At 62.6% G+C, this 23,950-nt stretch carries 19 protein-coding genes and 1 tRNA gene; 16 read left to right on the top strand and 4 right to left on the bottom strand.

Annotated elements, in window-relative coordinates; genetic code table 11:
• Window positions 1-260: 260 nt before the first annotated feature.
• Window positions 261-335, top strand: a tRNA-Val gene (locus FHS48_RS07770).
• Window positions 336-489: 154 nt separating this feature from the next.
• On the opposite strand, the gene FHS48_RS07765 is transcribed toward FHS48_RS07770, so the two are convergent.
• Complete coding sequence (locus FHS48_RS07765; RefSeq protein WP_184262980.1) at window positions 490-1,164, bottom strand: pyridoxamine 5'-phosphate oxidase family protein; 675 nt, start codon at window positions 1,162-1,164, stop codon at window positions 490-492.
• 214 nt (window positions 1,165-1,378) lie between these two features.
• On the opposite strand from FHS48_RS07765, the gene pdxR reads away from it, so the two are divergent.
• From pdxR to FHS48_RS20420, 3 genes are all read left to right on the top strand, one after another.
• Window positions 1,379-2,872, top strand: a complete 1,494-nt coding sequence (gene pdxR, locus FHS48_RS07760) for a MocR-like pyridoxine biosynthesis transcription factor PdxR (RefSeq protein ID WP_184262979.1) — start codon at window positions 1,379-1,381, stop codon at window positions 2,870-2,872.
• Window positions 2,873-3,010: 138 nt separating this feature from the next.
• A complete protein-coding gene (locus FHS48_RS07755; RefSeq protein WP_184262978.1) occupies window positions 3,011-4,270 on the top strand; it encodes a GGDEF domain-containing protein in 1,260 nt (419 codons plus the stop codon).
• A 39-nt stretch (window positions 4,271-4,309) separates the two neighbouring features.
• A complete protein-coding gene (locus tag FHS48_RS20420) occupies window positions 4,310-5,494 on the top strand; it encodes a GGDEF domain-containing protein (RefSeq protein WP_184262977.1) in 1,185 nt (394 codons plus the stop codon).
• A gap of 76 nt (window positions 5,495-5,570) precedes the next feature.
• Here the strand turns inward: FHS48_RS20420 and rimO are convergent, their stop codons facing one another.
• Window positions 5,571-6,899 carry a 30S ribosomal protein S12 methylthiotransferase RimO gene (rimO, locus tag FHS48_RS07745; protein WP_184262976.1) on the bottom strand — a complete coding sequence of 443 codons (1,329 nt, stop codon included), beginning with the start codon at window positions 6,897-6,899 and terminating at the stop codon, window positions 5,571-5,573.
• A gap of 144 nt (window positions 6,900-7,043) precedes the next feature.
• Window positions 7,044-7,931 carry a ChbG/HpnK family deacetylase gene (locus tag FHS48_RS07740; protein ID WP_184262975.1) on the bottom strand — a complete coding sequence of 296 codons (888 nt, stop codon included), beginning with the start codon at window positions 7,929-7,931 and terminating at the stop codon, window positions 7,044-7,046.
• Window positions 7,932-8,107: 176 nt separating this feature from the next.
• Here FHS48_RS07740 and FHS48_RS07735 point away from each other — a divergent pair, with 176 nt between their 5' ends.
• From FHS48_RS07735 to FHS48_RS07725, 3 genes are read left to right on the top strand one after another with little or no spacing between them, the layout of a single operon-like run.
• Entirely contained in the window at window positions 8,108-9,103 is a 996-nt protein-coding gene (locus FHS48_RS07735; RefSeq protein WP_184262974.1) for a glycosyltransferase family 2 protein, read from the top strand.
• Window positions 9,100-10,758 (top strand): hypothetical protein, encoded by a 1,659-nt coding sequence (locus FHS48_RS07730; protein ID WP_221443412.1) that lies wholly within the window; start codon window positions 9,100-9,102, stop codon window positions 10,756-10,758. Before FHS48_RS07735 ends, FHS48_RS07730 begins: the two co-directional genes overlap by 4 nt.
• Window positions 10,759-10,794: 36 nt before the next feature.
• The gene (locus FHS48_RS07725; protein ID WP_184262973.1) at window positions 10,795-11,190 is read left to right on the top strand and encodes a GtrA family protein; all 396 of its coding nucleotides are present in this window, start codon (window positions 10,795-10,797) and stop codon (window positions 11,188-11,190) included.
• A 98-nt stretch (window positions 11,191-11,288) separates the two neighbouring features.
• On the opposite strand, the gene aptA is transcribed toward FHS48_RS07725, so the two are convergent.
• Window positions 11,289-12,614, bottom strand: coding sequence for an omega-aminotransferase AptA (aptA, locus tag FHS48_RS07720; RefSeq protein ID WP_184262972.1), 1,326 nt, complete (start codon window positions 12,612-12,614; stop codon window positions 11,289-11,291).
• A gap of 193 nt (window positions 12,615-12,807) precedes the next feature.
• Between aptA and FHS48_RS07715 the strand changes: the two genes are divergently transcribed.
• From FHS48_RS07715 to mnmC, 9 genes are all read left to right on the top strand, one after another.
• A complete protein-coding gene (locus tag FHS48_RS07715) occupies window positions 12,808-13,362 on the top strand; it encodes a cupin domain-containing protein (protein ID WP_184262971.1) in 555 nt (184 codons plus the stop codon).
• Window positions 13,363-13,932: 570 nt separating this feature from the next.
• Complete coding sequence (locus tag FHS48_RS07710) at window positions 13,933-15,066, top strand: type III PLP-dependent enzyme (protein WP_184262970.1); 1,134 nt, start codon at window positions 13,933-13,935, stop codon at window positions 15,064-15,066.
• A gap of 79 nt (window positions 15,067-15,145) precedes the next feature.
• Window positions 15,146-15,712, top strand: a complete 567-nt coding sequence (locus FHS48_RS07705; RefSeq protein ID WP_184262969.1) for a GNAT family N-acetyltransferase — start codon at window positions 15,146-15,148, stop codon at window positions 15,710-15,712.
• Between the two features lie 56 nt (window positions 15,713-15,768).
• Complete coding sequence (locus FHS48_RS07700) at window positions 15,769-17,190, top strand: homospermidine synthase (RefSeq protein WP_184262968.1); 1,422 nt, start codon at window positions 15,769-15,771, stop codon at window positions 17,188-17,190.
• Between the two features lie 705 nt (window positions 17,191-17,895).
• Entirely contained in the window at window positions 17,896-18,756 is an 861-nt protein-coding gene (coxB, locus tag FHS48_RS07695) for a cytochrome c oxidase subunit II (protein ID WP_184262967.1), read from the top strand.
• A gap of 48 nt (window positions 18,757-18,804) precedes the next feature.
• A complete protein-coding gene (gene ctaD, locus FHS48_RS07690; protein WP_184262966.1) occupies window positions 18,805-20,439 on the top strand; it encodes a cytochrome c oxidase subunit I in 1,635 nt (544 codons plus the stop codon).
• Window positions 20,440-20,487: 48 nt separating this feature from the next.
• The gene (locus tag FHS48_RS07685) at window positions 20,488-21,036 is read left to right on the top strand and encodes a cytochrome c oxidase assembly protein (protein ID WP_184262965.1); all 549 of its coding nucleotides are present in this window, start codon (window positions 20,488-20,490) and stop codon (window positions 21,034-21,036) included.
• 45 nt (window positions 21,037-21,081) lie between these two features.
• Entirely contained in the window at window positions 21,082-21,879 is a 798-nt protein-coding gene (locus FHS48_RS07680; protein ID WP_184262964.1) for a cytochrome c oxidase subunit 3, read from the top strand.
• Window positions 21,880-21,970: 91 nt separating this feature from the next.
• Window positions 21,971-23,950 (top strand): bifunctional tRNA (5-methylaminomethyl-2-thiouridine)(34)-methyltransferase MnmC2/FAD-dependent 5-carboxymethylaminomethyl-2-thiouridine(34) oxidoreductase MnmC1, encoded by a 1,980-nt coding sequence (mnmC, locus tag FHS48_RS07675; protein ID WP_184262963.1) that lies wholly within the window; start codon window positions 21,971-21,973, stop codon window positions 23,948-23,950.

Raw genomic sequence — 23,950 nt, 5'->3', positions numbered from 1 at the left:
TGTCTTTTCCAGCCTCACATAAATCTCGTGGGTTTGCCTTATCCCCGGCGGGTGCCGGATGAAAGGGCATCGGTGAGGAGGTGTGCAGGGGCAATGCGGCCCTGACGGGGCCCCGGACGGGGGCTGGGAACAAAAAAGTCAAAATATCAAAAAAAGGGCTTGCGTGGTTTTGATTGGCTGGATATAAAGCCGCCCTCACGACGGCGCAGCCGGTGACTGAGTGGAAAAAACGAAAACTTCCAAGCGGTTATGTGACAGACGGGCGTGTAGCTCAGTGGGAGAGCACTGTGTTGACATCGCAGGGGTCGCAAGTTCAATCCTTGCCACGCCCACCATCAAAACCCCGAGGGAAACCTCGGGGTTTTGTTTTTTCTGCCTCGTCGCCACTTGGCATATCATAAAAAAGCCCCCGGTCCGGGGTGGTGCGGACCGGGGGTTCGGCAGCGGCCTTATCCTGCGTGGAAGGGGGCCGTTGCGACCGGAGACGGCTTACAGGCCGCGGAACATCGGCCCCTGCGGGAAGCTGGCAATGGCTTCCGGGGTTTCCACGCCGGGCAGAACCCGCCCGTCGGGTTCAGGTGTCCCCCACTGGCTGCGCAGGGGCAGAACCCCGGCCCAGATCGGCAGGTCATAATCTTCGGCATCGTCTACCGGGCTGCCTGAGCGGACCTTGCAGGAGGCGTCGCTCAGATCCAGCGCCAGAACCCCGGTGGCCTTGAATTCTTTGGCATGCATCGGGCGCAGTGCATCCCAGCGGCCGGGGGTCAGGCTTTCGATCATCGCTTTCAGGGCGGCTTCCTTGTGCTCCGGATCGTCGATCAGGCGCGGACGGCCGTGTACCACCACCGAGCGGTAGTTGACACTGTGGTTGAAGGCCGAGCGAGCGATCACCAGACCATCAAGGATGGAGACGGTGACGCAGACATCCTGTTCCGCTGCGGCGGCGATGGTGCGGCTGGTGCTGGCGCCATGCCAGTACAGGGTGTCGCCTTCCCGCCATTGCAGGGTCGGGATCACCACCGGCCGCCCGTCGATGATGTACCCGACGTGGCACAGCGGCATGGCATCAAGGATGGCGTACAGGGTGTCCGTATCGTACTTGGCGCGCTTGGCTCCCCGCTTGACGGTGGCCTGAGGGGAGGGAGGAGGAGCCTGATGGGTCATCGTTACCAATTCCTGAAAAAAGCGGATGTCTGGGGGGCAGGGGATGCTCTGCCGCCTAAAATCAGAGATTACTGGTCTGTTAAAAAGATCCACTTTTTGATAAAATATACAGACCAGTTGTGGGCTGTATCCCGAGAGGGTTTCCGGCTCCGGACAGCCCGCTGGGCCTGAAACCGCCTTCAAAGATGGCGTCCGTATCACCGCAGGAGGGCAGATGGCCGGGGCATGGGTTGGGGTATCACTGGATCCGCAGGGAAACCGGCCGGTATATGTACAGCTGTACGGGCAGCTGCGTGACCTGATCCTGCGCCGGGCCCTGCGCCCGCAGGAACGGCTGCCGTCCAGCCGTCTGGTGGCGACAGAGCTAGGGGTGTCGCGGGCTACGGTGATTGCCGCCTACGATCAGTTGGTCGGGGAGGGATACATCGCCGGGCGTCCGGGCAGTGGCATGTATGTCTGTCCGCTGCCGGAGGATACCCTGATGGTGACCGGTGGGCACCCGGCCCGTCGGCCTGCCGGCCCGGTCAATTCCGCTCCGCCCCTGAAAACGGTGGCCGCAGACTGGCAGGAAACGCCGGGATGGGCTCCCCCCCTCCAGCCGGGGGAGCCGGATGGACGGCTGTTTCCCTCTGCTGACTGGGTCCGTGCTTTGTCCAACAGCTGGCGCCGTCCGTCGCCCAGAGTGCTGGGGCACGGCGAGACGGTGTTCGGTGATCCCGCCCTGCGGCAGGCGCTGGCCCGTCACCTTCAGGTCTGGCGGGGGATCGATGTGACGCCGGATCAGATCATCGTCACCGCCGGAGCCGGGGAGGGCATTGACCTGACCCTGCGGGCCTTTGTTGAGGCCGGGGCGGGAGTGGTGCTGGAAAACCCCGGCTATTCCCCGGCCCGGAATATGGTGGCGGACCGTGGCGGGCAGGTGATCCATTGCCCGGTGGACGGCAGCGGTCTCTGCCTTGACAGTCTGGCTGCCCGGCAGGCGGCTGGGGATTGTGCGCCGCGTCTGATCATGGTGACGCCGTCCCGGCAGTTTCCTCTTGGCCTTACCATGCCGCTGTCCCGCCGCCTGTCGCTGATTGACTGGGGCCGTCACAATAACTGTATGATTCTGGAGGATGATTACGACAGTGAGTTCCGCTATGGCGGCCGTCCTCTGGCGGCGCTGGCCTCGCTGGATCATGGCGGGCGGGTGCTTTATCTGGGCAGCTTCTCCAAGGTGTTTGCGTCCGGGGTCCGGCTGGGCTATCTGGCGGTCCCGGAGACTGCGATCGACCGCTACCGCGCCTGTCTGGAGGCGACGGGTCCCCGCGCCTCTCTGGCCCTGCAACCGGCGTTGGCCGAGTTCATGGACAGCGGCGCTTATGCCCGCCATCTGCGCCGGATGCGCCGGGTCTATGCTGAACGGCAGGAGTGCCTGCTGACGGCGCTGGCGGAACAATGTTCTGACTGGCTGGCAATCCCGGAGATACAGCCTTCCGGGATGCACGTTCTGGCCCGGCTGACGGCACGGGTGGTTTCGGCGGGCTGGTCCGATCAGGATCTGGCGACCCGCTGCGAGGCTGCCGGGGTGATGGTCCGGGCATTGTCCTCTTACTGTCAACCACCGGTTCAGGAACAGGGCCTGTTGATCGGTTTTGCCGCTTATACGCCGCAGGAAATCAGGTCTTCGGTCGTTAAATTGCGTATGACTTTATCCTTGTTGTCTTAAGCGCTCTTTACCCGGATGCTGCGCCACGGTAGCCTTTGATGTCCGGGATATCGGATCCGGGCCGCCGGAGCGGGCGGAGGCTGTAAACCGCGTTATTTGGGTGTGGGGGTGCTGGTGCGGACGCTTGATTTGCCAACAATGGCTTTGCTGAGTATTTGCATCGGGGTTGCCACGGTGATCCTGATGGGGGTGATCTGGCGGGCCAATGCGCGGATGCCGGGCCCCGGATACTGGTTTCTTGGCAGCCTGCTGTCTCCCGCCGTTGCCGGGGTGACGGTGCTGTTGCGGGATGCCGGGGAGGGCGCAGCGCCCCTGCGGTGGGAAATGGCCTATACCTCGCTGGTGGCAATGCTGCTGGTGCTGGTGATTGAAGGGGTGATCCGGTTTATGGCTGCCGGACACCGCGCTGCTGACCCGGCAAGAGGGATCGTCCGGCCGTTGGTGGTGCTGGGGATCGCGGCGGTCTCTGGGCCGGTCCTGTTCCATATGGTGTCAGAACCGGCACTGCGTCTGCTGGCGCAGGATGCGGCCCTGATCCTTTTGATCGTGGCGGCGCTGCTTCTGGTCCTGCGCGGTGCCCCGGATATCAGTATTCCGATCCGTATTTTCGGGTGCATTGCCTTTGTCATGATCGGCGGCAGCCTGATCAGCCGATGGCTGAATACCTATGATTTTTATCAGGGTGAACCCGGTATCGATCTGCGGTCCAAAGATGGAACTGCGCAGTTTCTGTTCACTGTCTGGTCGTTCTGGTGGACCTACGCGGTGGTGCTGATGGTCCTGAAGCGCTCTCAGGCCCGGATTGAGGCGCTGACCCGCGAAGATGCCCTGACCGGGCTGCCCAATCGGCGGGAGTTCGACCGGGTGTTTGAAGCGGCGGTCCGGCCGCTGGTGCCGGGGGCGGTGCCGGAGCGTGCCGGGATCCGGGGAGCTGCCCCGCCGCGGGCCAATCCGGCCTTTGCTGTTCTGACCTTCGATCTCGACGGCTTCAAGGAAATCAACGACACCATCGGCCACCTTGCCGGGGATGACTGCCTGATTGAGGTTGGCAGGCGTCTGCGGGCGTTCTGCCGGTCCGGCGATCTTCCGGCGCGGTTTGGCGGCGACGAGTTCGTGATACTGGTGAAGGCCGTGGCCACGGAGGACGATCTGGCCGCCGTGATGGCCCGTTTACAGGCTGCCGTGGAAGGCCCGGCCCTGACCCGGGATGGCCGGGATGTGATGATCCGTCTCAGCCTTGGCGGGGCGCTGGTGCCCGGGGATGGCATCAACCAGACCGACGTTCTGCATGTGGCGGACCAGCGCATGTATAAGGCCAAGCAGGAACGGCGCCGGAAATCATGGCCGCGCCCGGCCGCAGAAAACGCAGGCGATATCACCGGGGAAACCGTGGTGTGATCCGGCCCGCAACGGGGGGATCAGGAAAAGGGGGATAAGGTGTTTTCGATTGTTTTGCATCCGGCGACCCTGGCGATCACCAACGCGTTCATCAATATCGCGTCGGTGGCGATGATGGTCATCGTCTGGCGGACCACGCCGGGGACCCGGGGCCCCGGGTGCTGGATGATTGCCTCCATCATCTGCATGACCGCCTATTCCAGCGGGATGCTGGGTGTTTTTAATACCCTGTTCTGGAATGCGGGCGTCAATGTTGCGACCATGACGCTGTTTTCGCTGTATTTTGAGGGGATCCTGCGGTTTAAGGGCATCGGCTCCATCCGGGGGCGTCTGCCGTGGTGGATTGCCTTTTTCGTGGTTGTGGTGACGGTTTCGGTGATCACCGCCCCCTATCCGCCGTACCGCTACATGTTCAGCGACACCTATTACCTGCTGCTGCTGCTGTCCGGGGCCCTGATTCTGCTGTACCGGCAGGACCGGGCCACCCGGGCAGCGGAAACCCTGTGTGCGGCGGTGCTGTTCTGCCTTGCCATCGGCTTTGCCATGCGCTGGAACTATGCGTTGCGTTATCTGCTGGGCAGCACGGAGCAGGGGGCGCAGGCGGTCAACGAGCCGCTGTTCTTCACCTTCACGGTCTGGACTCTGCTGTGGATGACCGGGGCAGCGGCGCTGGTGCTGTACCGGAAGCAGGGGGAGCTGGAAGCCCTGACCCGTCTGGATCCGCTGACGGGGTTGGCCAACCGCCGCCAGATGGATGCATTGCTGGAAGAATCCCTGCTGGCGCTGGATCGGACCGGGGAGCACTTCGGGCTGGTGCTGTTTGACCTTGACCGGTTTAAGCAGGTCAATGACGTCAACGGTCATGCGATGGGGGATGCTCTGTTGATTGAGATCGGGCAACGCCTGCGGAAGATCTGCCGGGACGGCGAGCATCCGGCCCGACTGGGCGGGGATGAGTTCGTTATTCTGTTGAGTGAGGTGAACACCCGTGAGCGGCTTGACCGCTTTATCGACCGGCTGCGGCTGTCCGTATCCGGGTCTGTGGTTCTGGAGGGAAAACCAATCCAGATTGAAATGAGCATCGGCGGCGTTCTGGCCCCTCAGGATGGCAGCAACCAGACTGACCTGCTGCACATCGCCGATACCCGGATGTATGAAGACAAGCGTCGCCGCCGGACCCAGTGGCAGCAGCTGGACTGGTCAGCCCCGCTGATCCGGACCTGAGCAGCGGGTGCTTCAGAACCAAAAAGCCGGGCAGAGTGTTCTGCCCGGCTTTTTGATGAGAAACGGTGGAGACTGATCAGTCTATCCGGATGCCCCACAGGTCATAATCGTCGGCATGCTCGACGCGGACGGTGACAATATCCCCCGGTTTCACCTCGGTGTCGCCGTTCAGGAACACGCTGCCGTCGATTTCCGGGGCATCGGCGGTGGACCGGCCGATGGCACCGTCTTCATCCACCTCGTCGATGATTACCTTTTGCAGGGTGCCGACCTTGGCGGCCATCTTCACTTCGGAAATCTGGCGCTGATGCTCCATGAAGCGGTGCCAGCGCTCTTCCTTGACCTCTTCGTCGATCTGGTCGGGCAGATCGTTGGCGGTGGCACCCTCAACCGGTTCGTATTTGAAGCAGCCGACGCGGTCGAGTTTGGCCTCGCTCAGCCAGTCGAGCATGAATTCAAAGTCTTCCTCGGTCTCGCCGGGGAAGCCGACAATGAAGGTGGAGCGCAGGGTCAGATCCGGACAGATGTCCCGCCACTTGTTGATGCGGTCCAGAACCTTTTCCTGATTGGCCGGGCGGCGCATTGACTTCAGCACATTCGGGCTGGCGTGCTGGAAGGGGATGTCCAGATACGGCAGGATCTTTCCTTCGGCCATCAGCGGGATCACCGCGTCCACGCTGGGGTAGGGATAGACATAGTGCATGCGCACCCACACCCCCATGTCGCCCAGCGCCCGCGACAGTTCCAGCATATTGGTCTTGATCGGGTTGCCCTTCCAGTCGGCCTCGGCATACTTCAGATCAACGCCGTAGGCGCTGGTATCCTGCGAGATTACCAGCAGTTCCTTGACCCCGGCCTTGACCAGCTTTTCGGCCTCGGCCAGCACGCGGTTGATCGGGCGGCTGACCAGATCGCCGCGCAGCGACGGGATGATACAGAAGGAGCAGCGGTTGTTGCAGCCTTCGGAAATCTTCAGGTAGGAGTAATGACGCGGGGTCAGCTTGATGCCTTCCGGCGGCACCAGATCGACGAACGGATCATGCTGCGGCGGCGCTGCATCGTGGACGGCGGACACCACCGCTTCATACTGATGCGGGCCGGTGACCGACAGCACATTCGGGAACTGTTCCCGGATCAGGGTTTCGTCTTTGCCCATACAGCCGGTGACGATCACCTTGCCGTTTTCGGCCAGAGCCTCACCGATCGCCTCCAGACTCTCCGCCTTGGCCGAATCCAGAAAACCGCAGGTGTTGACGATGACGGCGTCAGCCCCTTCATAGGTCGGCGACACTTCGTAGCCTTCCGCACGCAGGCGGGTCAGGATCCGTTCGGAATCAACAAGGGCCTTCGGGCAGCCGAGGCTGACGATGCCGACGCGCGGCGCGGGGGCGATGGTTTTGGTCATCGGTGAAAATCCGTATTCTCAACAGCCAAAACCGCCAGCCGGTTTGATGCGGGGCGGTGCTGCGGGGGTCAGCCAGAATGCTCGGGCCAGATCGTGTGGGCAGGAGGTAACGCCTTCCGCCCCGCTTGGCAAGAGGAGATGGCGTCAGTCTGCCAACGCGCTGAAGCGGGCCGGGCGGACCCCGGCTTCCTCCAGATCCTCAGCGCAGGCGGCAGAGGACAGATAGGCCAGTTCCCGCTCCCGGGGCCAGGTCAGGCCATCCCGGCTTTTCAGCACGTCATCAGTTTGCCCGGGGTGACAGTGGATCAGGGTACGCGGCCCCGGATCGCGCAGCAGGCGACGGAACAGGGGGCGGTAGTCCTCCGCCATAAAAAAATCATAAAGTCCGCGGAAACTGCTGTTGGCCTGAAATCCGGCCCGATGGGCGAGCCGGTCAAACGGCAGCGAGAGGGCCGTCAGGATCAGGCCTTTGGCGGTGGACCCGCCATGGCGGCGGAGACGCCCGGGGGTTTCAAAGACGGAGCGGAGATAGGGGCGCCGGGGCAGATGCCCATAGCGGCGCGTCATCTCCTGCACCAGAAGGCCGCCGATCTGGGGAAAGCTGTGAACGTGTTGGTGGCCGTCAATATAATCCGGGATATCTCCCCAGACATCCTCAAACCGGTCGAGCTGGGCACGGATCTCGTTGCGGATCGCGGCAGCCGGAAGGCGACGCAGCAGGGCCCGGGACAGGACAGTTCCGACCGGCGGCAGGCGTCCGCCTTCCGCCAGTCCGGCGCAGGCGGTCAGCGGCGGCTGCTCGGTCAGAGTCAGGTGCAGGCCGATATCCGCCGGATGCTGCCGGGTCAGCGCTTTCAGACCGGCTCCGGACGTCTGCCAGTCCGGCAGAGTGGTCATCACGCTGGTGGCACTCAGGCGGCCTTGCGCAATCAGGCCTTCAATCGCCTGACTGACCCCGGGGGACAGGCCGTAATCGTCTGCGCAGATGACAACCGGGTGAATTCTGCGTACCGGACTTGCGAATTTGGTCATAGAGGAACTTCCGGTCTATGGCGGTCTGGCCCACTTCAAGGTATTAGAGAGGCGTCAGCCGGATTGCAAGGCCAAGGCGGACTGGGGTTCCGCCGGGAGAGAGCCGGGCAAGGGTGGCAGACGGGTTTAGAGACAGGTGCAACGTGGCTTGTGCGTTGGATGATGGTGTGACGGTGATGACCGACGAAACGGTGCAGGGGGAAACCGGGCGTGGCCCGTTTCTGTCAGTTGTTGTTCCTGTCTATAACGAGGGCGAGGCTCTGCGGAGTCTGCATGCGCGGTTAACCGCAGTGCTGGGGGCGATGCCCCTGAGCCGCTGGGAAATCGTGCTGGTTGATGACGGTTCCCGCGACAGCAGTTTTGAGGTCATCCGCGATCTGGCGGCGGTGGATCCGGCGGTCCGGGGCTTCCGGTTTGCCCGTAACTTTGGCAAGGAAGCCGGGATGGCCGCCGGTCTGCGGGCCGCTGCCGGGGATGTTGTCGTCCTGATGGACGGTGATCTTCAGCATCCGCCGGAGCTGTTGCCGGATATGCTGGCCCGCTGGCGGGATGGAGCGCAGATGGTGACGGCGGTCCGCCGCTCCCGGCAGACTGACCCGACGACGCGCCGCCTTGCCAGCCGGATGTTCTACTGGCTGTTCCATTACGTCTCTGATGTCGAGATCCCGGAAGGGGCCGGAGATTTCCGGCTGTTCGACCGGGCGGTGGTGAATGCCATCAACAGCCTGCCGGAACGCAACCGTTTCATGAAAGGCATCACCAGCTGGGTCGGTTTCCGGCAGGTGCTGATCGATTTTGAGCCGGCGGAACGGGTTGGCGGGCAGTCGGCATGGCCGTTTCTGCGGTTGTTCAAATATGCGCTGGACGGTATTTCCGCGTTCTCGATGGTGCCGCTGCGGGTGTGGTCCCTGATCGGGCTGGCAATTGCCGTGCTGTCAGTTGTTTATGGCAGCTGGCTTGTGATCCGCACCCTGATCTGGGGGATTGATGTGCCCGGCTATGCCTCGCTGATGGTGGCCGGTCTGTTTATGTCCGGGATTCAGCTGATCAGCCTTGGCGCGCTGGGTGAATATATCGGCCGTATTTTTAACGAAGTAAAAGGACGTCCGCTGTATATCGTTGCCGATCAGGTCGGTAAACACCCCGCAGGGGTGGCGGAGGACGGTAAATGACCATCCGGGAGAAGGCTGCGGCAGCGCGGCTGAGGATGACGGCAGTGCTGCGTGCGCTGACGCTGCGCGATGCCCTGATGATGATCCCGTGGCTGACCGTTGCTTTCGTTCTGGCAACGTTTCCTCTGCATGGCGCCAGCAATGACGAGCTGGTGCAGCACACCTATGGGGAGCTGCTTTGGCGTTACTATGCCTCCGGCATGACTGATCTGGCGGCCTTTTCGTATAAGAATCTGTATCTGTACGGTGGCCTGTTTGATCTGGTCGCAGTCTTTCTGCAGAAACTGGTGCCGGTTGTTGATGTCTGGCATCTGCGGCATCTGCTGTCCGGTCTGATCGGTGTGGTCGGTCTGATCGGCACCGCCCGGGTCGCCCGCCTGCTGATGGGCGACCGCGCCGGGGTGATTGCCATGGTGCTGCTGCTGCTGACCGGTATGTGGTCAGGGGCGATGTTCACCCATACCAAGGATGTCCCCTTTGCGACGGCCATGGTCTGGGCCCTGTACTATGCTTTGCGCTGTGCTGCCGTTCTGCCCCGTCCGGGGATGGGGCTGGTGCTGAAGCTGGGCCTTGCTGTCGGTTGTGCCATCGGTCTGCGGGTCGGTGCGGTGCTGTCCATCGGTTTCATCGGCCTTGCCGTTCTGGGGGCAATGGTCCTTCATTCCGGCGGGATCGCGGCCCGCCTGCGTTTTCTGCTGCTGTCTGTGGTGTCCCTGCTGCCGGGGCTGAGCCTGACCGTGGTGATGATGGCGGTGTTCTGGCCGTGGTCGGTGCAGGATCCCGGCAATATTTTGAAGGCATTGGGAACGTTTTCGCACTTCGCTTTCAGCATGACCACGATGGTCGGGGGTGCGGAGGTGGAGCTGTCGGACGTGCCCCGGACCTATCTGCCGCAATACCTGCTGGTTAAACTCCCGGAAATGACGCTGGCCGGACTGGCCTTGGCGCCGGTTGCGCTGGCCTTCTGGCTGAAACGTCGGGAACGGAATGGCCGGGCCGGACTGGAGACGCTGGCGCGGTGGCTGCCGGTGGTGTTTGCGGCGCTGTTTCCGGTGGTCTACGCCACCCTCAGCCGTCCGCCGATGTACAACGGGATCCGGCATTTTCTCTTCACAGTTCCACCACTGGTCGTTCTGGCGTCTGCCGGATGGGATTTTCTGTTTGCCTTTGTGCGGTCGCTCCGATGGGGGGCATTGTGCCTGCGGGGGGCGGTTGCCGGTTTTGTCCTTCTGGCGGCGGTGCCTCTGGCGTTGATGCATCCGTATGGCTATGCCGGGTTCAACAGTCTGGTCGGCTGGCTGCCGGGGGCCTATGGCGGCTGGGAGACCGATTACTGGTCATCCAGCCTGCGGGAAGCGGGCGAGGAACTGGACCGGGTTCTGGGGCCACGCAAGCTGGGGGAGAGGCGTCATCTGGTCGCGGTCTGTGCTGAGGGCTTTCAGGCCAACGACGTTCTCGATACGCGGTTTGAGATCACCCATGTCTGGGATTCTGCCGAGTTCTTTATTTCGGCCACCCAGATGGGGTGTGACGATACGCTCAGCGGGGCGGTTGTTGCCTCGGTCCGCCGGATGGGGGTACCCTTGGCGGTGGTGAAAGACAGGCGGGCGCTGCTGGAGCGACAGCAGCTGGCCAAACGTCCGGCGGGGCCATAACCTATGGTGATGTCATTGCTTCGGAAAGGGGGCGGCATGCTGCTGTCCCGTCAGTTTCTTCTGTTCGCCTGCGTTGGGGCAGGGGGAACGCTGGCGCACTACGCGGTGCTGATCGGTCTGGTGGAAGTGGCCCGGCTGTCGCCGATGGCCGGAGCCGCCGCCGGTTTTGTGGTTGGCGGATTGGTCAATTATGTTCTGAACCGCACCGTGGTGTTCCGCAGTGACCGTTCCCACACGGAAGCCTTGCCGCGGTTTTTCGCCATCGCCGCGACCGGTCTGGTCTGGACCATGCTGTTGATGGCGGCGATGACCGACGGTCTCGGTCTGCCCTATCTGCTGGCGCAGGCGATGACCACCGGGCTTCTGCTGGTCTGGCATTACCTGCTGAACCGCATCTGGACGTTCCGGCCAGCGGAGCAGGGAGCCGCATAAAAAACAACAGGGCGGTCCGGTGGGGCCGCCCTGCTGCTTTATGGACCCTGCTGCTTTATGGACAGGGGGATCCGCCGGGCGGATCCCCTATTAAGGGGTCAGGCGATATCCTTCAGCACATCGGCGATGGTGCCGACAATGGTATCAATCTGCGCCTTGTCGACGATCAGCGGCGGGCTCAGCGCGATGATGTCACCGGTGGTGCGGATCAGGACGCCCTTGTCATAGCATTTCAGGAAGGCTTCGAAGGCGCGGGCCGTCGGCGCACCCGGGCGGGCTTCCAGCTCAATCCCGGCGACCAGACCCATGTTGCGGACGTCGATCACGTGCGGCAGGTCCTTCAGGGAGTGCACGGCATCTTCGAAGTACGGGGCCAGATCGGCGCAGCGCTGGAACAGATCCTGTTCGCGGTAAACGTCCAGCGTCGCCAGAGCGGCGGCGCAGGCCAGCGGGTGGGCGGAATAGGTGTAGCCGTGGAACAGCTCGATGGCGTTTTCCGGGCCGTTCATGAAGGCATCATAGATGCCCTTGCGGACGAACACCGCGCCCATCGGCACCGCGCCGTTGCTCACGCCCTTGGCGGTGGTGACGATATCGGGCATCACCCCGAAATGATCGACGGCGAAGGGGGAGCCAAGGCGGCCGAACCCGGTGATGACTTCGTCGAAAATCAGCAGGATGCCGTACTTGTCACAGATGGCCCGCAGGCGTTCCAGATAGCCCTTCGGCGGCATCAGCACACCGGTGGATCCGGCCATCGGCTCGACGATCACGGCGGCGATGGTTTCGGCACCATGCAGGGCGACAATCCGTTCCAGATCGTCAGCCAGTTCGGCCCCGTGTTCCGGCTGGCCCCGGCTGAAGGCATTGCGCGCCGGATCATGGGTGTGGCGCATGTGGTCGACACCGGCCAGCAGCGAGCCAAAGAAGCGGCGGTTGTTGACAATGCCGCCGACGGAAATGCCGCCGAAGCCAACGCCATGATAGCCGCGTTCGCGCCCGATCAGACGGGTGCGGGAGGCATCGCCCTTGGCGCGGTGATAGGCCAGCGCGATTTTCAGTGCGGTATCAACGCTTTCCGAGCCGGAATTGGTGAAGAAGACGTGATCGAGATCGCCGGGGATCATCGCCACCAGCCGGGCGGCCAGTTCAAACGCCTTGGGGTGCCCCATCTGGAAGGCCGGGGCGTAATCCAGCTCCTGCGCCTGCTGCTGAATGGCCTCGACGATCTTCGGCTGGGCGTGACCGGCATTGACGCACCACAGACCGGCCGTGCCGTCCAGAACCTGACGGTTGTCGCTGGTGGTGTAATGCATCCCCTCCGCCTTCACGAACAGGCGCGGGTTGCTCTTGAACTGACGGTTGGCGGTGAACGGCATCCAGAATGGGGCCAGATCGTTCGGGGTATTCAGGCTGTCGGGCATGGTGCGCTCCACGGGCGGAAGACAAACGGCGGGAACTGTCAGGCTCCACCTTGCGGTGTCGGCATATGTTTAACAAGACGTTTTCTTCTATGTGGTTATCACGTTGAAAAACATCAAAATGCACTGCATCATGTTCAGGATCGTGAACGCCTGAAACGGCCGGATACAGCCCGATACAGAAAAGGACACACCGATGGATGCCAGTGTGGGGGCCCGCCTGCGGATGGTGCGTGAACGGCAGAACCTCAGCCAGCGGGAGCTGGCGCGCCGGGCCGGGGTGACCAACGCCACCATTTCGTTGATTGAATCCGACCGCACCAATCCGTCCGTGGGATCGTTGAAGCGGGTGCTGGATGGTATTCCGATGGGGTTGGCCGAGTTCTTTGCACTGGAAATGCCGGAGGAGGGGGCGGAGCGGGTGTTCTTCCCGGCGGCTGAACTGGTCGAAATCGGGCGCGGCAAGATCAGCTACCGGCAGGTCGGCACCGACATGACCCGCCGGGCCCTACAGATCCTCCATGAACGCTACGCCCCCGGTACCGACAGTGGCAAGGTCCTGCTGAGCCATGAAGGGGAAGAGGGTGGTGTTATCATCAGTGGGCGAATGGAGGTGACGGTGGGGGAGCAGCGGCGGATTCTTGGCCCCGGGGATGCCTATCTGTTTGACAGCCGGATTCCGCACCGGTTCCGCAATGTCGGGGACGAGGATTGCGTGGTCGTTTCGGCCTGCACGCCCCCGTCGCTTTAGGCCCGCGCATTCTGCCGGTTTTGCCGGTTGATTCCGCATTTTTCCCGGTTCTGCCGCACGGGGTGCGCGGTATCTAAATGCAGGTGAATTTTTTTGCCCTGGGGCGAAAATTTAATTTGCAATCGGGGTCGTTGGATAATAAATCAGCGTCAGTCCGTATTCGCACGTGCCCGTCGCTGCCGGACTGCCCGGCTCTTCCGCTGTTAAGCCCCTGTAGGCTTAGGGAGAAATCAACCGGGATGGCAGCTTAAAGCAACGACGTAACGCGGCTTTTTTGGTCTCTGTCGGCTCTCCACAGGTCGGCGTTACTGAAGAGGCACTTTACTTCATTGCCAAGCGTGCGGATTGCACTCCCCAATCCGAAAAACCAACGCGCATGGGTAAACGTCCGGCAACCCCCGGGCGTCTGTGCGTTGGCCACGAACAGCAAGCACAACATGCCTTTATTCCGACGGCGCCGGAGCTGTCGGGATCCGGCCCGGTATTCGGCATTTCCACCAGCCGCCCCGGCCCCGGATGGCTTTCCGGTCCCCGACTTATCTTCACTGCTTCGTCAAGGGACGTGCTGCAATGACCGACCGTATCCGCCAGTTCCTCGAAACCCGTCGACCGGAAGGCCCGTGCCTTGTGGTGGACCTCGATGTGGTTCGCCAGAACTATCAGGCTTTTGCCAATTGCCTGCCGGAAACCCGTGTTTTCTATGCCGTAAAGGCCAATCCCGCCCCGCAGATTCTGTCGCTTCTGGCGGAAATGGGGTCGTGCTTCGACACCGCCTCGGTGGCGGAAATCGAGATGGCGCTGGCCGCCGGGGCGACCCCGGACCGTATTTCTTACGGCAATACCATTAAGAAAGAACGCGACATCGCCCGCGCCTGGGGCATGGGCGTGACCATGTTTGCCTTTGATTCCATCGAGGAGCTGGAAAAGATCGCCCGCTCCGCGCCGGGATCGCGGGTGTACTGCCGCATCCTGTTCGACTGCGAAGGTGCCGAATGGCCGCTGTCCCGCAAGTTCGGCTGCGCCCCGGAAATGGCGGTGGATCTGATGGAACAGGCCCGGCGCCTGGGCCTGAAGCCCTATGGCATTTCCTTCCATGTCGGCTCGCAGCAGCGTGACGTCACCACCTATGACCGTGCGCTGAGCATTGTCGGCAGCATCTTCCGCACCCTGTCGGAACGCGGGATTGAGCTGTCGATGGTCAACATGGGCGGTGGCTTCCCGACCCGTTACCTGCGGGATATCCCGGCGGTGCAGGCCTACGGCGATGCCATTGAGACTGCGCTGCGCCGTCACTTCGGCAACAATCTGCCGGAAACTATCATTGAACCCGGCCGCGGCATGGTCGGCAATGCCGGTGTCCTGCAATCCGAGGTGATCCTGATCTCCCGCAAGTCCACCACAGAAGGGGAACTGCGCTGGGTGTATCTGGATATCGGCAAGTTCGGCGGTCTGGCTGAGACCATGGACGAGGCGATCCGCTACCCGATCCGCACCCCCCATGACGGGGACTCCACCGAGCCGTGCATCCTTGCCGGTCCGACCTGTGACTCCGCCGACGTGCTGTACGAGAAGACCCCGTACCCGCTGCCGGTGTCGCTGGAAATCGGTGACAAGGTGCTGTTCGAGGCGACCGGGGCCTACACCACCACCTATTCGGCGGTGGCGTTCAACGGCTTTGCTCCGTTGCAGTCGTTCTACATCTGATCCGATTTATATCGTTTCTGTCTGCAATCACAGGGCACCCGGCCGCCCAGGCCGGGATGGGCCAGGGAGGCCCACAGACATGATCCAGATTTCCCACGAAACCGCCGCTGATCACGCCGGTATCGAAACTCTGCTCGACCTCTGCTTCGGGCCGGATCGTACTCTTAAGACCTGCCAGCGCCTGCGCGACGGTCAGGCCCCGGTTGACGGGCTGGCGTTCGTCATCCGGGATTCCGCCCAGCAGGTGATTGCCACCCTGCGCTTCTGGGCGATCAGCATCGGCGGGGAAACCCGGTCGCTGCTGCTCGGCCCGCTGGCGGTGCATCCGCGCCTTCAGAGCCTTGGCCTCGGCTCCCGCCTGATCCGCTACGGGATCAATCAGGCGGCGGCGCTTGGCCATGGCAGTGTGGTGCTGGTGGGGGATGAACCCTACTACCGCCGCTTCGGATTCGAAGCCGGCCTGACCCTTGATATGGATCTGCCCGGCCCGGTGGACCGCGCACGGTTTCTCGCTCTTGAGCTACGTCATGGCGCTCTGACCGATGCCCGTGGCATGATCACCCCCGTTGAAACGGGGGATGATCTGCCGTCGCTGGCACTGTCGTCGGCGCTGTGCGTTTCCCCTTTCACCCCGTCTCGCTTGTGAGGTGTCCCGGCGGCCGGAGTCTGCAAAGGTCGCCGTTGATTTAGGAGCTTGTTTGAATGAGTGAATGGAAGCGGCTTGCCCGTTTTGATGGTCCGATCGTCATCATTGGTTTTGGCAGCATCGGTCAGGGTATTTTGCCTTTGATCCTGCGTCATATCGACGCACCCCGTGACGCCATTACCATCATCGCGCCCGATGACAGTGACCGGGCCATCGCAGACGCCGAAGGCATCCGTTTCCTGCAAACCGCCCTGACCCGGGACAATGTCCGTTCGGTTCTGGAACCGATTCTGGCGGGCACTCCCGGCTTTATCGTCAATATGTCGGTGAATGTGTCCTCACTGGATCTGATCCGTCTGGCGCAGGGGTGGGGTGCCCTCTACATCGACACCTGCATTGAACCGTGGGAAGGCGGCTACACCGATACCAGCAAGTCGGCGTCGCAGCGGTCCAACTATTCTATGCGGGAAGAGGCTCTGGCCGTGCAGGCGCAGTTCCCCGGCGGGAAAACTGCGGTGATGGCCCATGGCGCCAATCCCGGGCTGGTCAGCCATTTCGTCAAGCGGGCCCTGCTGACCGTTGCGGCGGACACCGGTGTTGACACTCCGGTGCCGACGGACCGTTCCGGTTGGGCGGCGCTGGCGGAAACGCTGGGGATCAAGGGGATCCATATCGCCGAGCGCGACACCCAGACCACCGCCCGCCCGAAAGTGCGGGGGGAGTTCTGGAACACCTGGTCGATTGACGGGTTTGTCGGCGAAGGCATGCAACCGGCTGAACTCGGCTGGGGCACCCATGAAAAGGGCTTGCCGGAAGATGGTTTCCGGCATGATTTCGGCTGTGACGCCGCCATTTATCTGGGCCGTCCGGGGGCCAGCACCCGGGTGCGGACGTGGACGCCGATGGAAGGCCCGTTCCATGGTTTCCTGATTACCCATAATGAAGCGATTTCCATCGCTGACTTCCTGACGGTGCGGGAAAACGGTGCGGTCCGCTATCGTCCGACCGTGCATTATGCCTACCATCCCTGCGATGCCGCAGTTCTCAGCCTGCATGAGCTGGCTGGGAAGGAGTGGGCGGAACAGCCGGTGTACCGCCTGCTGAACGGCGAACTGACCGAAGGCCGGGATGAGCTGGGTGTGCTGCTGTACGGCCATGCAAAGAATGCATACTGGTATGGCTCTCACCTGAGCGTGCAGGAAGCCCGCGATCTGGCCCCATATCAGAACGCCACTGGCCTTCAGGTCACGGCGGCGGTGCTGGGCGGTATGGTCTGGGCGATCAACAATCCGGATGTCGGGCTGATTGAGGCTGATGAACTGCCGCATGAGGATATTCTTGCGGTTGCCGGGCCTTATCTGGGCCCGGTTGTCGGTGAGTATACCGACTGGACCCCGCTGGATGGCCGTGAAAAGCTGTTCCCCGAAGATGTTGATCATCAGGATCCGTGGCAGTTCCGCAACGTTCGGGTCCGCTGATCCGATCTGACCTGTCTGTAAGACGGAACGGCGCCGGGGGAAACTCCGGCGCCGTTCCTGTTTGTTTTCAGGGAGTCGGAGGGTGGTATTCGGGTGCTGCATGCCTGCTGAGTGTGCAGGTGCGTTTCTGGATTTCGGAAAAGATAAGCATTCCAACGGGCTGTTTCTGCTGCGCAGGCGAAAGTCCGCATTAATACTGATGTTAAAAACAGACAAAACTTATTGGGTATTGCCAAGCTGTGGAAAGTAAACCAATCATTGTTATGCAGGGTGATGGGGCTGCCACAGTGTCATTTATGGCCGGATTGCCGTGAATTGACATAAATCGATTGTTATCAATCCTGAAGGGTTGGTCGTTCCTGATTAAACAGAATTTGGCTGATCCAGAAAAACGCTCTGCTCTTTAAAAGGTCGGGGTGTGTGTATCCGTAAGTCCGTGCCCCGCTTCTTCTGACCAGATAACTGTCGCTTCGGGCGTCGTGTCTGGAGAAGGAACGGCGGGACCGGGCAAGGATCACAGATAAGCTGATCCGGCTTAATGCACTGTATGACAGAACGGTTTGCTGCGTTTCTCCGACACCGGCTGAAGCCCGCTTTTCCGCAGAGTGCTGTCACGTCGCTGTCGTTTCTGGACAAGGGATCCGGGCCGGGAAAACCGGGGCCGGACGGCTCAGGGGTCTTTGACGCCCGGGGAGAACAGACGCGATGACAAACGCTGATTCATGGGGCCGTGTGGCCGCCGCTGTGTTCCGTGCTGCCAAAGCCAGCGCCGGGGCCCTGTTGATTCTGGGCTTCAGCAGTGGGGCCGCCCTGTCAGACGGTCAGCCGCAGCCATGGCAGATGACCTTTCAGGCTGCGGCCTCTCCGGTGATGGAGCGGATCACCAGCCTGCATAACTACATCACCGTGGTGATGATTCTGGTGGTGGTGCTGGTGATGGCCCTGCTGGCCATCGTGATGGTCCGCTTTAATGCCAAGGCCAACCCGAAACCGCAGACCTTCAGCCATAACACCGTGCTGGAAGTGGCATGGACCGCCATTCCGGTGCTGATCCTGCTGGTGATCGCGGTGCCGTCGTTCAAGCTGCTGTATTTCATGGACCGGACCAGTGACGCCGACTTCACTCTGAAGGTCACCGGCCACCAGTGGTACTGGTCCTACGAATACCCGGATCACAATCTGTCCTTCGACAGCTTCATGAAGGATGCGTCGGCGCTGGAGCCCAATGATCCGCGCCTGCTGGCGGTGGACAATGAAGTGGTGATCCCGGTCGGGGCCACGGTGCGGGTGGTGATGACCTCGCAGGATGTCATTCACGCGTGGGCGGTTCCGGCGCTGGGGGTCAAGACCGACAGTATGCCCGGCCGGCTGAACGAGACCTGGATCCGGGCTGACCGGGCTGGCACTTTCTATGGACAGTGTTCCGAGCTGTGCGGGGTCAATCACGGGTTCATGCCGATCGCGGTGCGGGCGGTCAGCGCCGAGGAGTTCAAGGGCTGGGTGCAGAAGACGCAGGCCCGTCTGGGAACCGCCGGGACAACGGAAGTGGCCTCTGTGAAGCCATAAAGGACCGTTGCCGCCGGTTGCCGGGGGGACACAGGGAGAAAGACGATCATGCACAGCGCATATGACCATGATCACCACGCACACACCGCACCGGGCGGGCATGCCGATCACCCCCGGGTAACCGGCTGGCGGCGGTGGCTGTATTCGACCAATCACAAAGATATCGGCACCATGTATCTGGTGTTCGCGGTGATTGCCGGGCTGATCGGGGCCGGGATGTCGGTTCTGATCCGGCTGGAACTGCAAACGCCGGGGGTGCAGTTTTTCAGTGATGATTTCCAGCGCTACAACGTGTTCGTCACCTCGCATGGCCTGATCATGATCTTCTTCGTGGTCATGCCCGCCTTGATCGGCGGTTTCGGCAACTGGTTCGTTCCCTTGATGATCGGGGCACCGGATATGGCGTTTCCGCGCATGAACAACATCAGTTTCTGGCTGCTGCCGCCCGCCTTTCTGCTGCTGGTGATGTCCGGGCTGACCGGTGTCGGGCCGGGCACCGGCTGGACCATGTATCCGCCGCTGTCAACGCTCGGGCACATGGGGGACTCCGCCGTTGATCTGGGCATTCTGGCGCTGCATATCGCCGGGGTGGGGTCAGTGCTGGGGGCAATCAACTTTCTGGTCACCATCATCAATATGCGGGCACCGGGGATGACCCTGCACCGCATGCCGCTGTTCGTGTGGTCGATGCTGGTGACGGCCTTTCTGCTGGTGTTCAGCCTGCCGGTGCTGGCCGGGGCGCTGACCATGTTGCTGACCGACCGTAATTTCGGCACCACCTTCTTCGATCCGGCAGGCGGGGGCGACCCGATGCTGTACCAGCACCTGTTCTGGTTTTTCGGGCATCCGGAGGTGTACATCATGATCCTGCCCGCCTTCGGGATCATCAGCCATATCATCTCGACGTTTTCCCGTAAGCCGGTGTTCGGTTACCTCGGGATGGCCTATGCGATGGTGTCGATCGGCGGTATCGGCTTCGTGGTGTGGGCACATCACATGTATTCGACCGGTCTGGATGTGAACACCCGGGCCTATTTCCTCGCCGCCACCATGTGCATTGCCGTGCCGACCGGAATCAAGGTGTTCTCGTGGATCGCCACCATGTGGGGTGGGTCGATTACCTTTAAGACTCCAATGCTTTATGCTGTCGGTTTCATCTTCCTGTTTACCATTGGTGGGGTGACCGGGGTGGTGCTGGCCAATGCCGGGGTCGATATTGCCCTGCATGACACCTACTACGTGGTGGCACATTTCCACTACGTGCTGTCCCTCGGGGCGCTGTTTGCCATGTTCGGCGGCTTCTATTACTGGATCGGCAAGATGTCGGGGCGGGAGTATCCGGAGCGGCTGGGGCAGATCCAGTTCTGGATCATGTTCACCGGCGTTAACCTGACGTTCTTCCCGCAGCATTTCCTGGGGCTGTCGGGGATGCCCCGCCGGATTCCGGATTATCCGGATGCATTCGCCGGGTGGAATCTGGTGTCGTCCGTCGGGGCCTATATCTCGGCCTTTGGGGCGGTGTTCTTTCTGTTCGTGGTGTGGCGGACCTTTGCCGCCGGACGGCAGGTGGCGGCCAACCCGTGGGGCGAAGGGGCGACGACGCTGGAATGGACCCTGTCCAGCCCGCCGCCGGAGCACTGTTTTGAAGAACCGCCGGTTTTGGCTTCAACAGGGCATCACTGACTCCTCAGGGACCCCTCAAGGCCCCCTCAGCGCGGGGAAGGAACCATCATGCAGACCCACAGCGGCAATGGGCGTATCGCGTTTCTGTTTGCCGGTCTTGCGATGGCCATGGTCGGCGCGGCCTTCGCGGCAGTTCCGCTCTACCGTCTGGTCTGCGCGATAACCGGGCTGGAAGGAACCCCGAAGAGCGGATCCTATGTGGCCGCGTATACCGGGGCAGGCGGACAGGCGGCACAGGTCCGGCTGACGGTGCGGTTTGATGCCAATGTCGCGGCGGGATTGCCATGGCAGTTCGCTCCGGGACAGACGCAGATGGCCCTTTACGCCGGAGAGCCGGTGCTGGCGATATATCGGGCGACCAACACCGGCACCCAGCCGGTCACCGGGACGGCCACCTTCAACGTCACCCCGATGAAAGCCGCGCAATACTTTAATAAGATTGAGTGTTTTTGCTTTTCTGAACAAACCTTGCAACCGGGGCAAACGGCGGAGATGCCGGTTCAGTTCTTTATTGATCCGGCCCTGCTGAGCGATCCTCTGGTTAACGATGTGCGTACGGTGACGCTGTCTTACACCTTTTTCGAAAAGAAAAGCTGAGCCCCGGCCGGTTATGCCCGGCACGGAGACAGGGGAGACCCGATCATGAGTGCAGCCGGTGTCCGCAAGCATCCGTTCCATATCATCGCCCCCAGTCCATGGCCGGCGCTTGGCTCCCTTGGGGCCTTTGTCCTCGCCGTCGGGGCGGTGCAGTATTTTCACGGCAGCCCGCCATGGCTGATGCTGGCCGGGTTCGGGCTGGTGCTGTTGACCATGGCCCTCTGGTGGCGTGATGTGATCCGCGAAAGCCGGGTGGACCGCGCCCACACCGGGCCGGTGCGCACCGGCCTGCGGATGGGGATGGGGCTGTTCATCGGGTCCGAGGTGATGTTCTTCGTCGCTTTCTTCTGGGCCTATTTCCACAACGCCCTGCACATCGGGCCGGTCACGCAGGGGGTGTGGCCCCCGGCGGGCATTGAAACGGCGGATCCCTTCGGCCTGCCGCTGATCAACACGGTGATCCTGCTCAGTTCCGGTGTGGTGCTGATGTGGGCGCGTGGCGGTATCGCTGCCGGGCAGCGGGGGCGGTTGGTGGGCGGTCTGGCGCTGACGGTGGCGCTGGGGATCTGCTTTCTGGTGTTGCAGGCGATTGAATACGGCCATCTGGCCTTTGCGTTCCGGGACGGCATCTACCCGTCCACCTTCTACATGGCCACCGGGTTCCACGGGTTCCATGTGTTTGTCGGAGTCTGCATGCTGGGCGTGATGCTGCTGCGGGCGATGCGGGGGCATTTTGACGGGGATAAACATCTGGGGTTCGAGTTCGCGGAATGGTACTGGCATTTTGTTGATGTGGTGTGGGTCTTCCTGTTTGTGTTCATGTACTGGTGGGTTGCGGCCTGATCCTCTTTCCCTGAAGCGGATCAGCAGGTAAGAGAAAGGGGCTCCGGCGTGCTGTCGGGGGCCCTTTTTCTGTGAAGCGGAAGCCGATGCCATGGATACGCGTGAACTGAGCAGCCCGGCGCTGAAGTGGGCCGGGGACGGAACGCCCTGCTCGGGGACTTTCGATGATGTCTACTTCATCATCGGCCATGGTCTGGCCGAAAGCCGCTACGTGTTTCTGGAAGGGACCGGGCTGCCGCAGGCGTGGCAGGGGCGGGACCGCTGGACAGTGGCGGAAACCGGTTTCGGGACCGGCCTCAATTTCCTGCTGACGTGGCAGGCGTGGCGGGAGGATCCGCAGCGCTGCGGCCATCTGTCCTACTGCTCGGTCGAAGGGTTTCCGCTGCGGCGGGAGGATCTGCGCCGGGCACTGGCCCTGTTCCCGGAGCTGTCTCCGCTGGTGGAGGAACTCCTGCGGCACTGGCCCGCTCCGGTGCCGGGCATCCATACGCTGTCGTTTGAAGGGGGGCGGGTCCGCCTGCTGCTGCTGTTCGGGCCGGTTCTGCCGATGCTGTCGGGCCTGATGGCGCGGGTTGATAGCTGGTTTCTCGACGGTTTTTCCCCGGCAAAAAATCCTGATATGTGGTCGGCTGCGGTTCTGCGGCGGGTGGCGGCCCTGTCTGCCCCCGGGGCAAGGCTGGCAAGCTTCACCGCCGTCACGCAGGTCCGGCAGGATTTGCAGGCGGCAGGGTTTGTGACGGAGCGGCGCAAGGGCTTCCGGTATAAGAAGCATTGCCTGACGGCAGTGTTGCCACAGGCCCCGGAGCCGTCCGGAGCGCCGTGGCTGCGGCTGCCGCCTGCGCTGGCACCGGGGGCACGGATTGCGGTGATCGGGGCCGGGGTCGCGGGCTGTGCGGCTGCCCGTGCCCTGCGCCGGGCCGGGTTTGATCCGGTGCTGGTCGACCGCCACGGGCAGGAGGGTCGGGAAGGCTCCGGCAACCCCTGCGGCCTGCTGAAGCCCCGGGTGACGCTGGATGGTGGGGTCCATTCCCGGTTTTACGGGGCGTCCTTCCGGCATATGAAGCGTCTACTAGGAGACCTTGGGGAGGCGGTTGCCTTTTTTCCCGGCATCCTGACGGTCGCGGCGGAGGAACAGGAGGAAGAGCATTTGCGGGCGCTGGCCGCAACCCTGCCCGAGGATATCGGATACTGGGTTGATGGACCGGAAGCGGGGGCACTGACCGGCCTGAAGGGAAGTCGGGGCGGCCTGTGGATGCCCGATGCCGGGGCGATGCACCCGCCTGCCGTCTGTAGCGCCCTGCGCGGGGAGATCCCGTTGATTGAGGCCGACGTAACGGCCCTGACGGCCGAAGGGTCCCGCTGGCATCTTACCGGGGCGGATCTGACGGTGGATGCGGTGGTGCTGGCCGCCGGGGCGGTGACGCCGCTGCTGTGGCCGCAGGCGGATCTGCCGATCCGCTCCAATCGCGGCCAGATCACCCTGATTGCCGACAGCGCCGATCTTCCGGGCGGGGCGCTGTCCTTTGGCGGGTATCTGTCACCGCGTGCCGCCCTGCCGGGGCAGCGCGTGGTGGGGGCCACCTATGACCGCTGGGGCGATCCGCAGCGCCCGGGATGGGATCAGCCGACTGCTGCCGACGACGCCCGGAACATGGAGGTGGCGGAGGACAAGGTGCCGCTTTCCACGCCGTGGGCGGAGCGCCCGGTGATCGCCAGCCGGTCCAGCCTGCGGGCGACCATTGCTGACCATATGCCGATGACCGGCCCGCTGTTCGACGCCGCCCGCTGGCGGGAGCTGTATGACGGGTTGCATCATGGCTGGCCCCACAGCCGTTATCCGGCGGCGGACTGGGTGCCCGGCCTGTATGTGCTGGGGGCGCTGGGGTCCCGTGGGTTCCAGACCGCGGCCCTGATGGCGGAGACACTGGCCGCCCTGTGCAGTGGCAGTCCGCTGCCGCTGGAGGAAGACCTGTTTGCGGCGGTGCTGCCCTCCCGGTTTGTGCTGAAGGAGATGAAGCAGCCGCCGCAGCGCCGGGCCAGACAGAAGCCGTCGGCCACAGAAGCGCGGTGA

It is taken from the genome of Novispirillum itersonii (assembly GCF_014205675.1).
GTDB lineage: Bacteria > Pseudomonadota > Alphaproteobacteria > Rhodospirillales > Rhodospirillaceae > Novispirillum > Novispirillum itersonii_A.
This window is presented reverse-complemented; position numbering and strand designations above follow the sequence as displayed.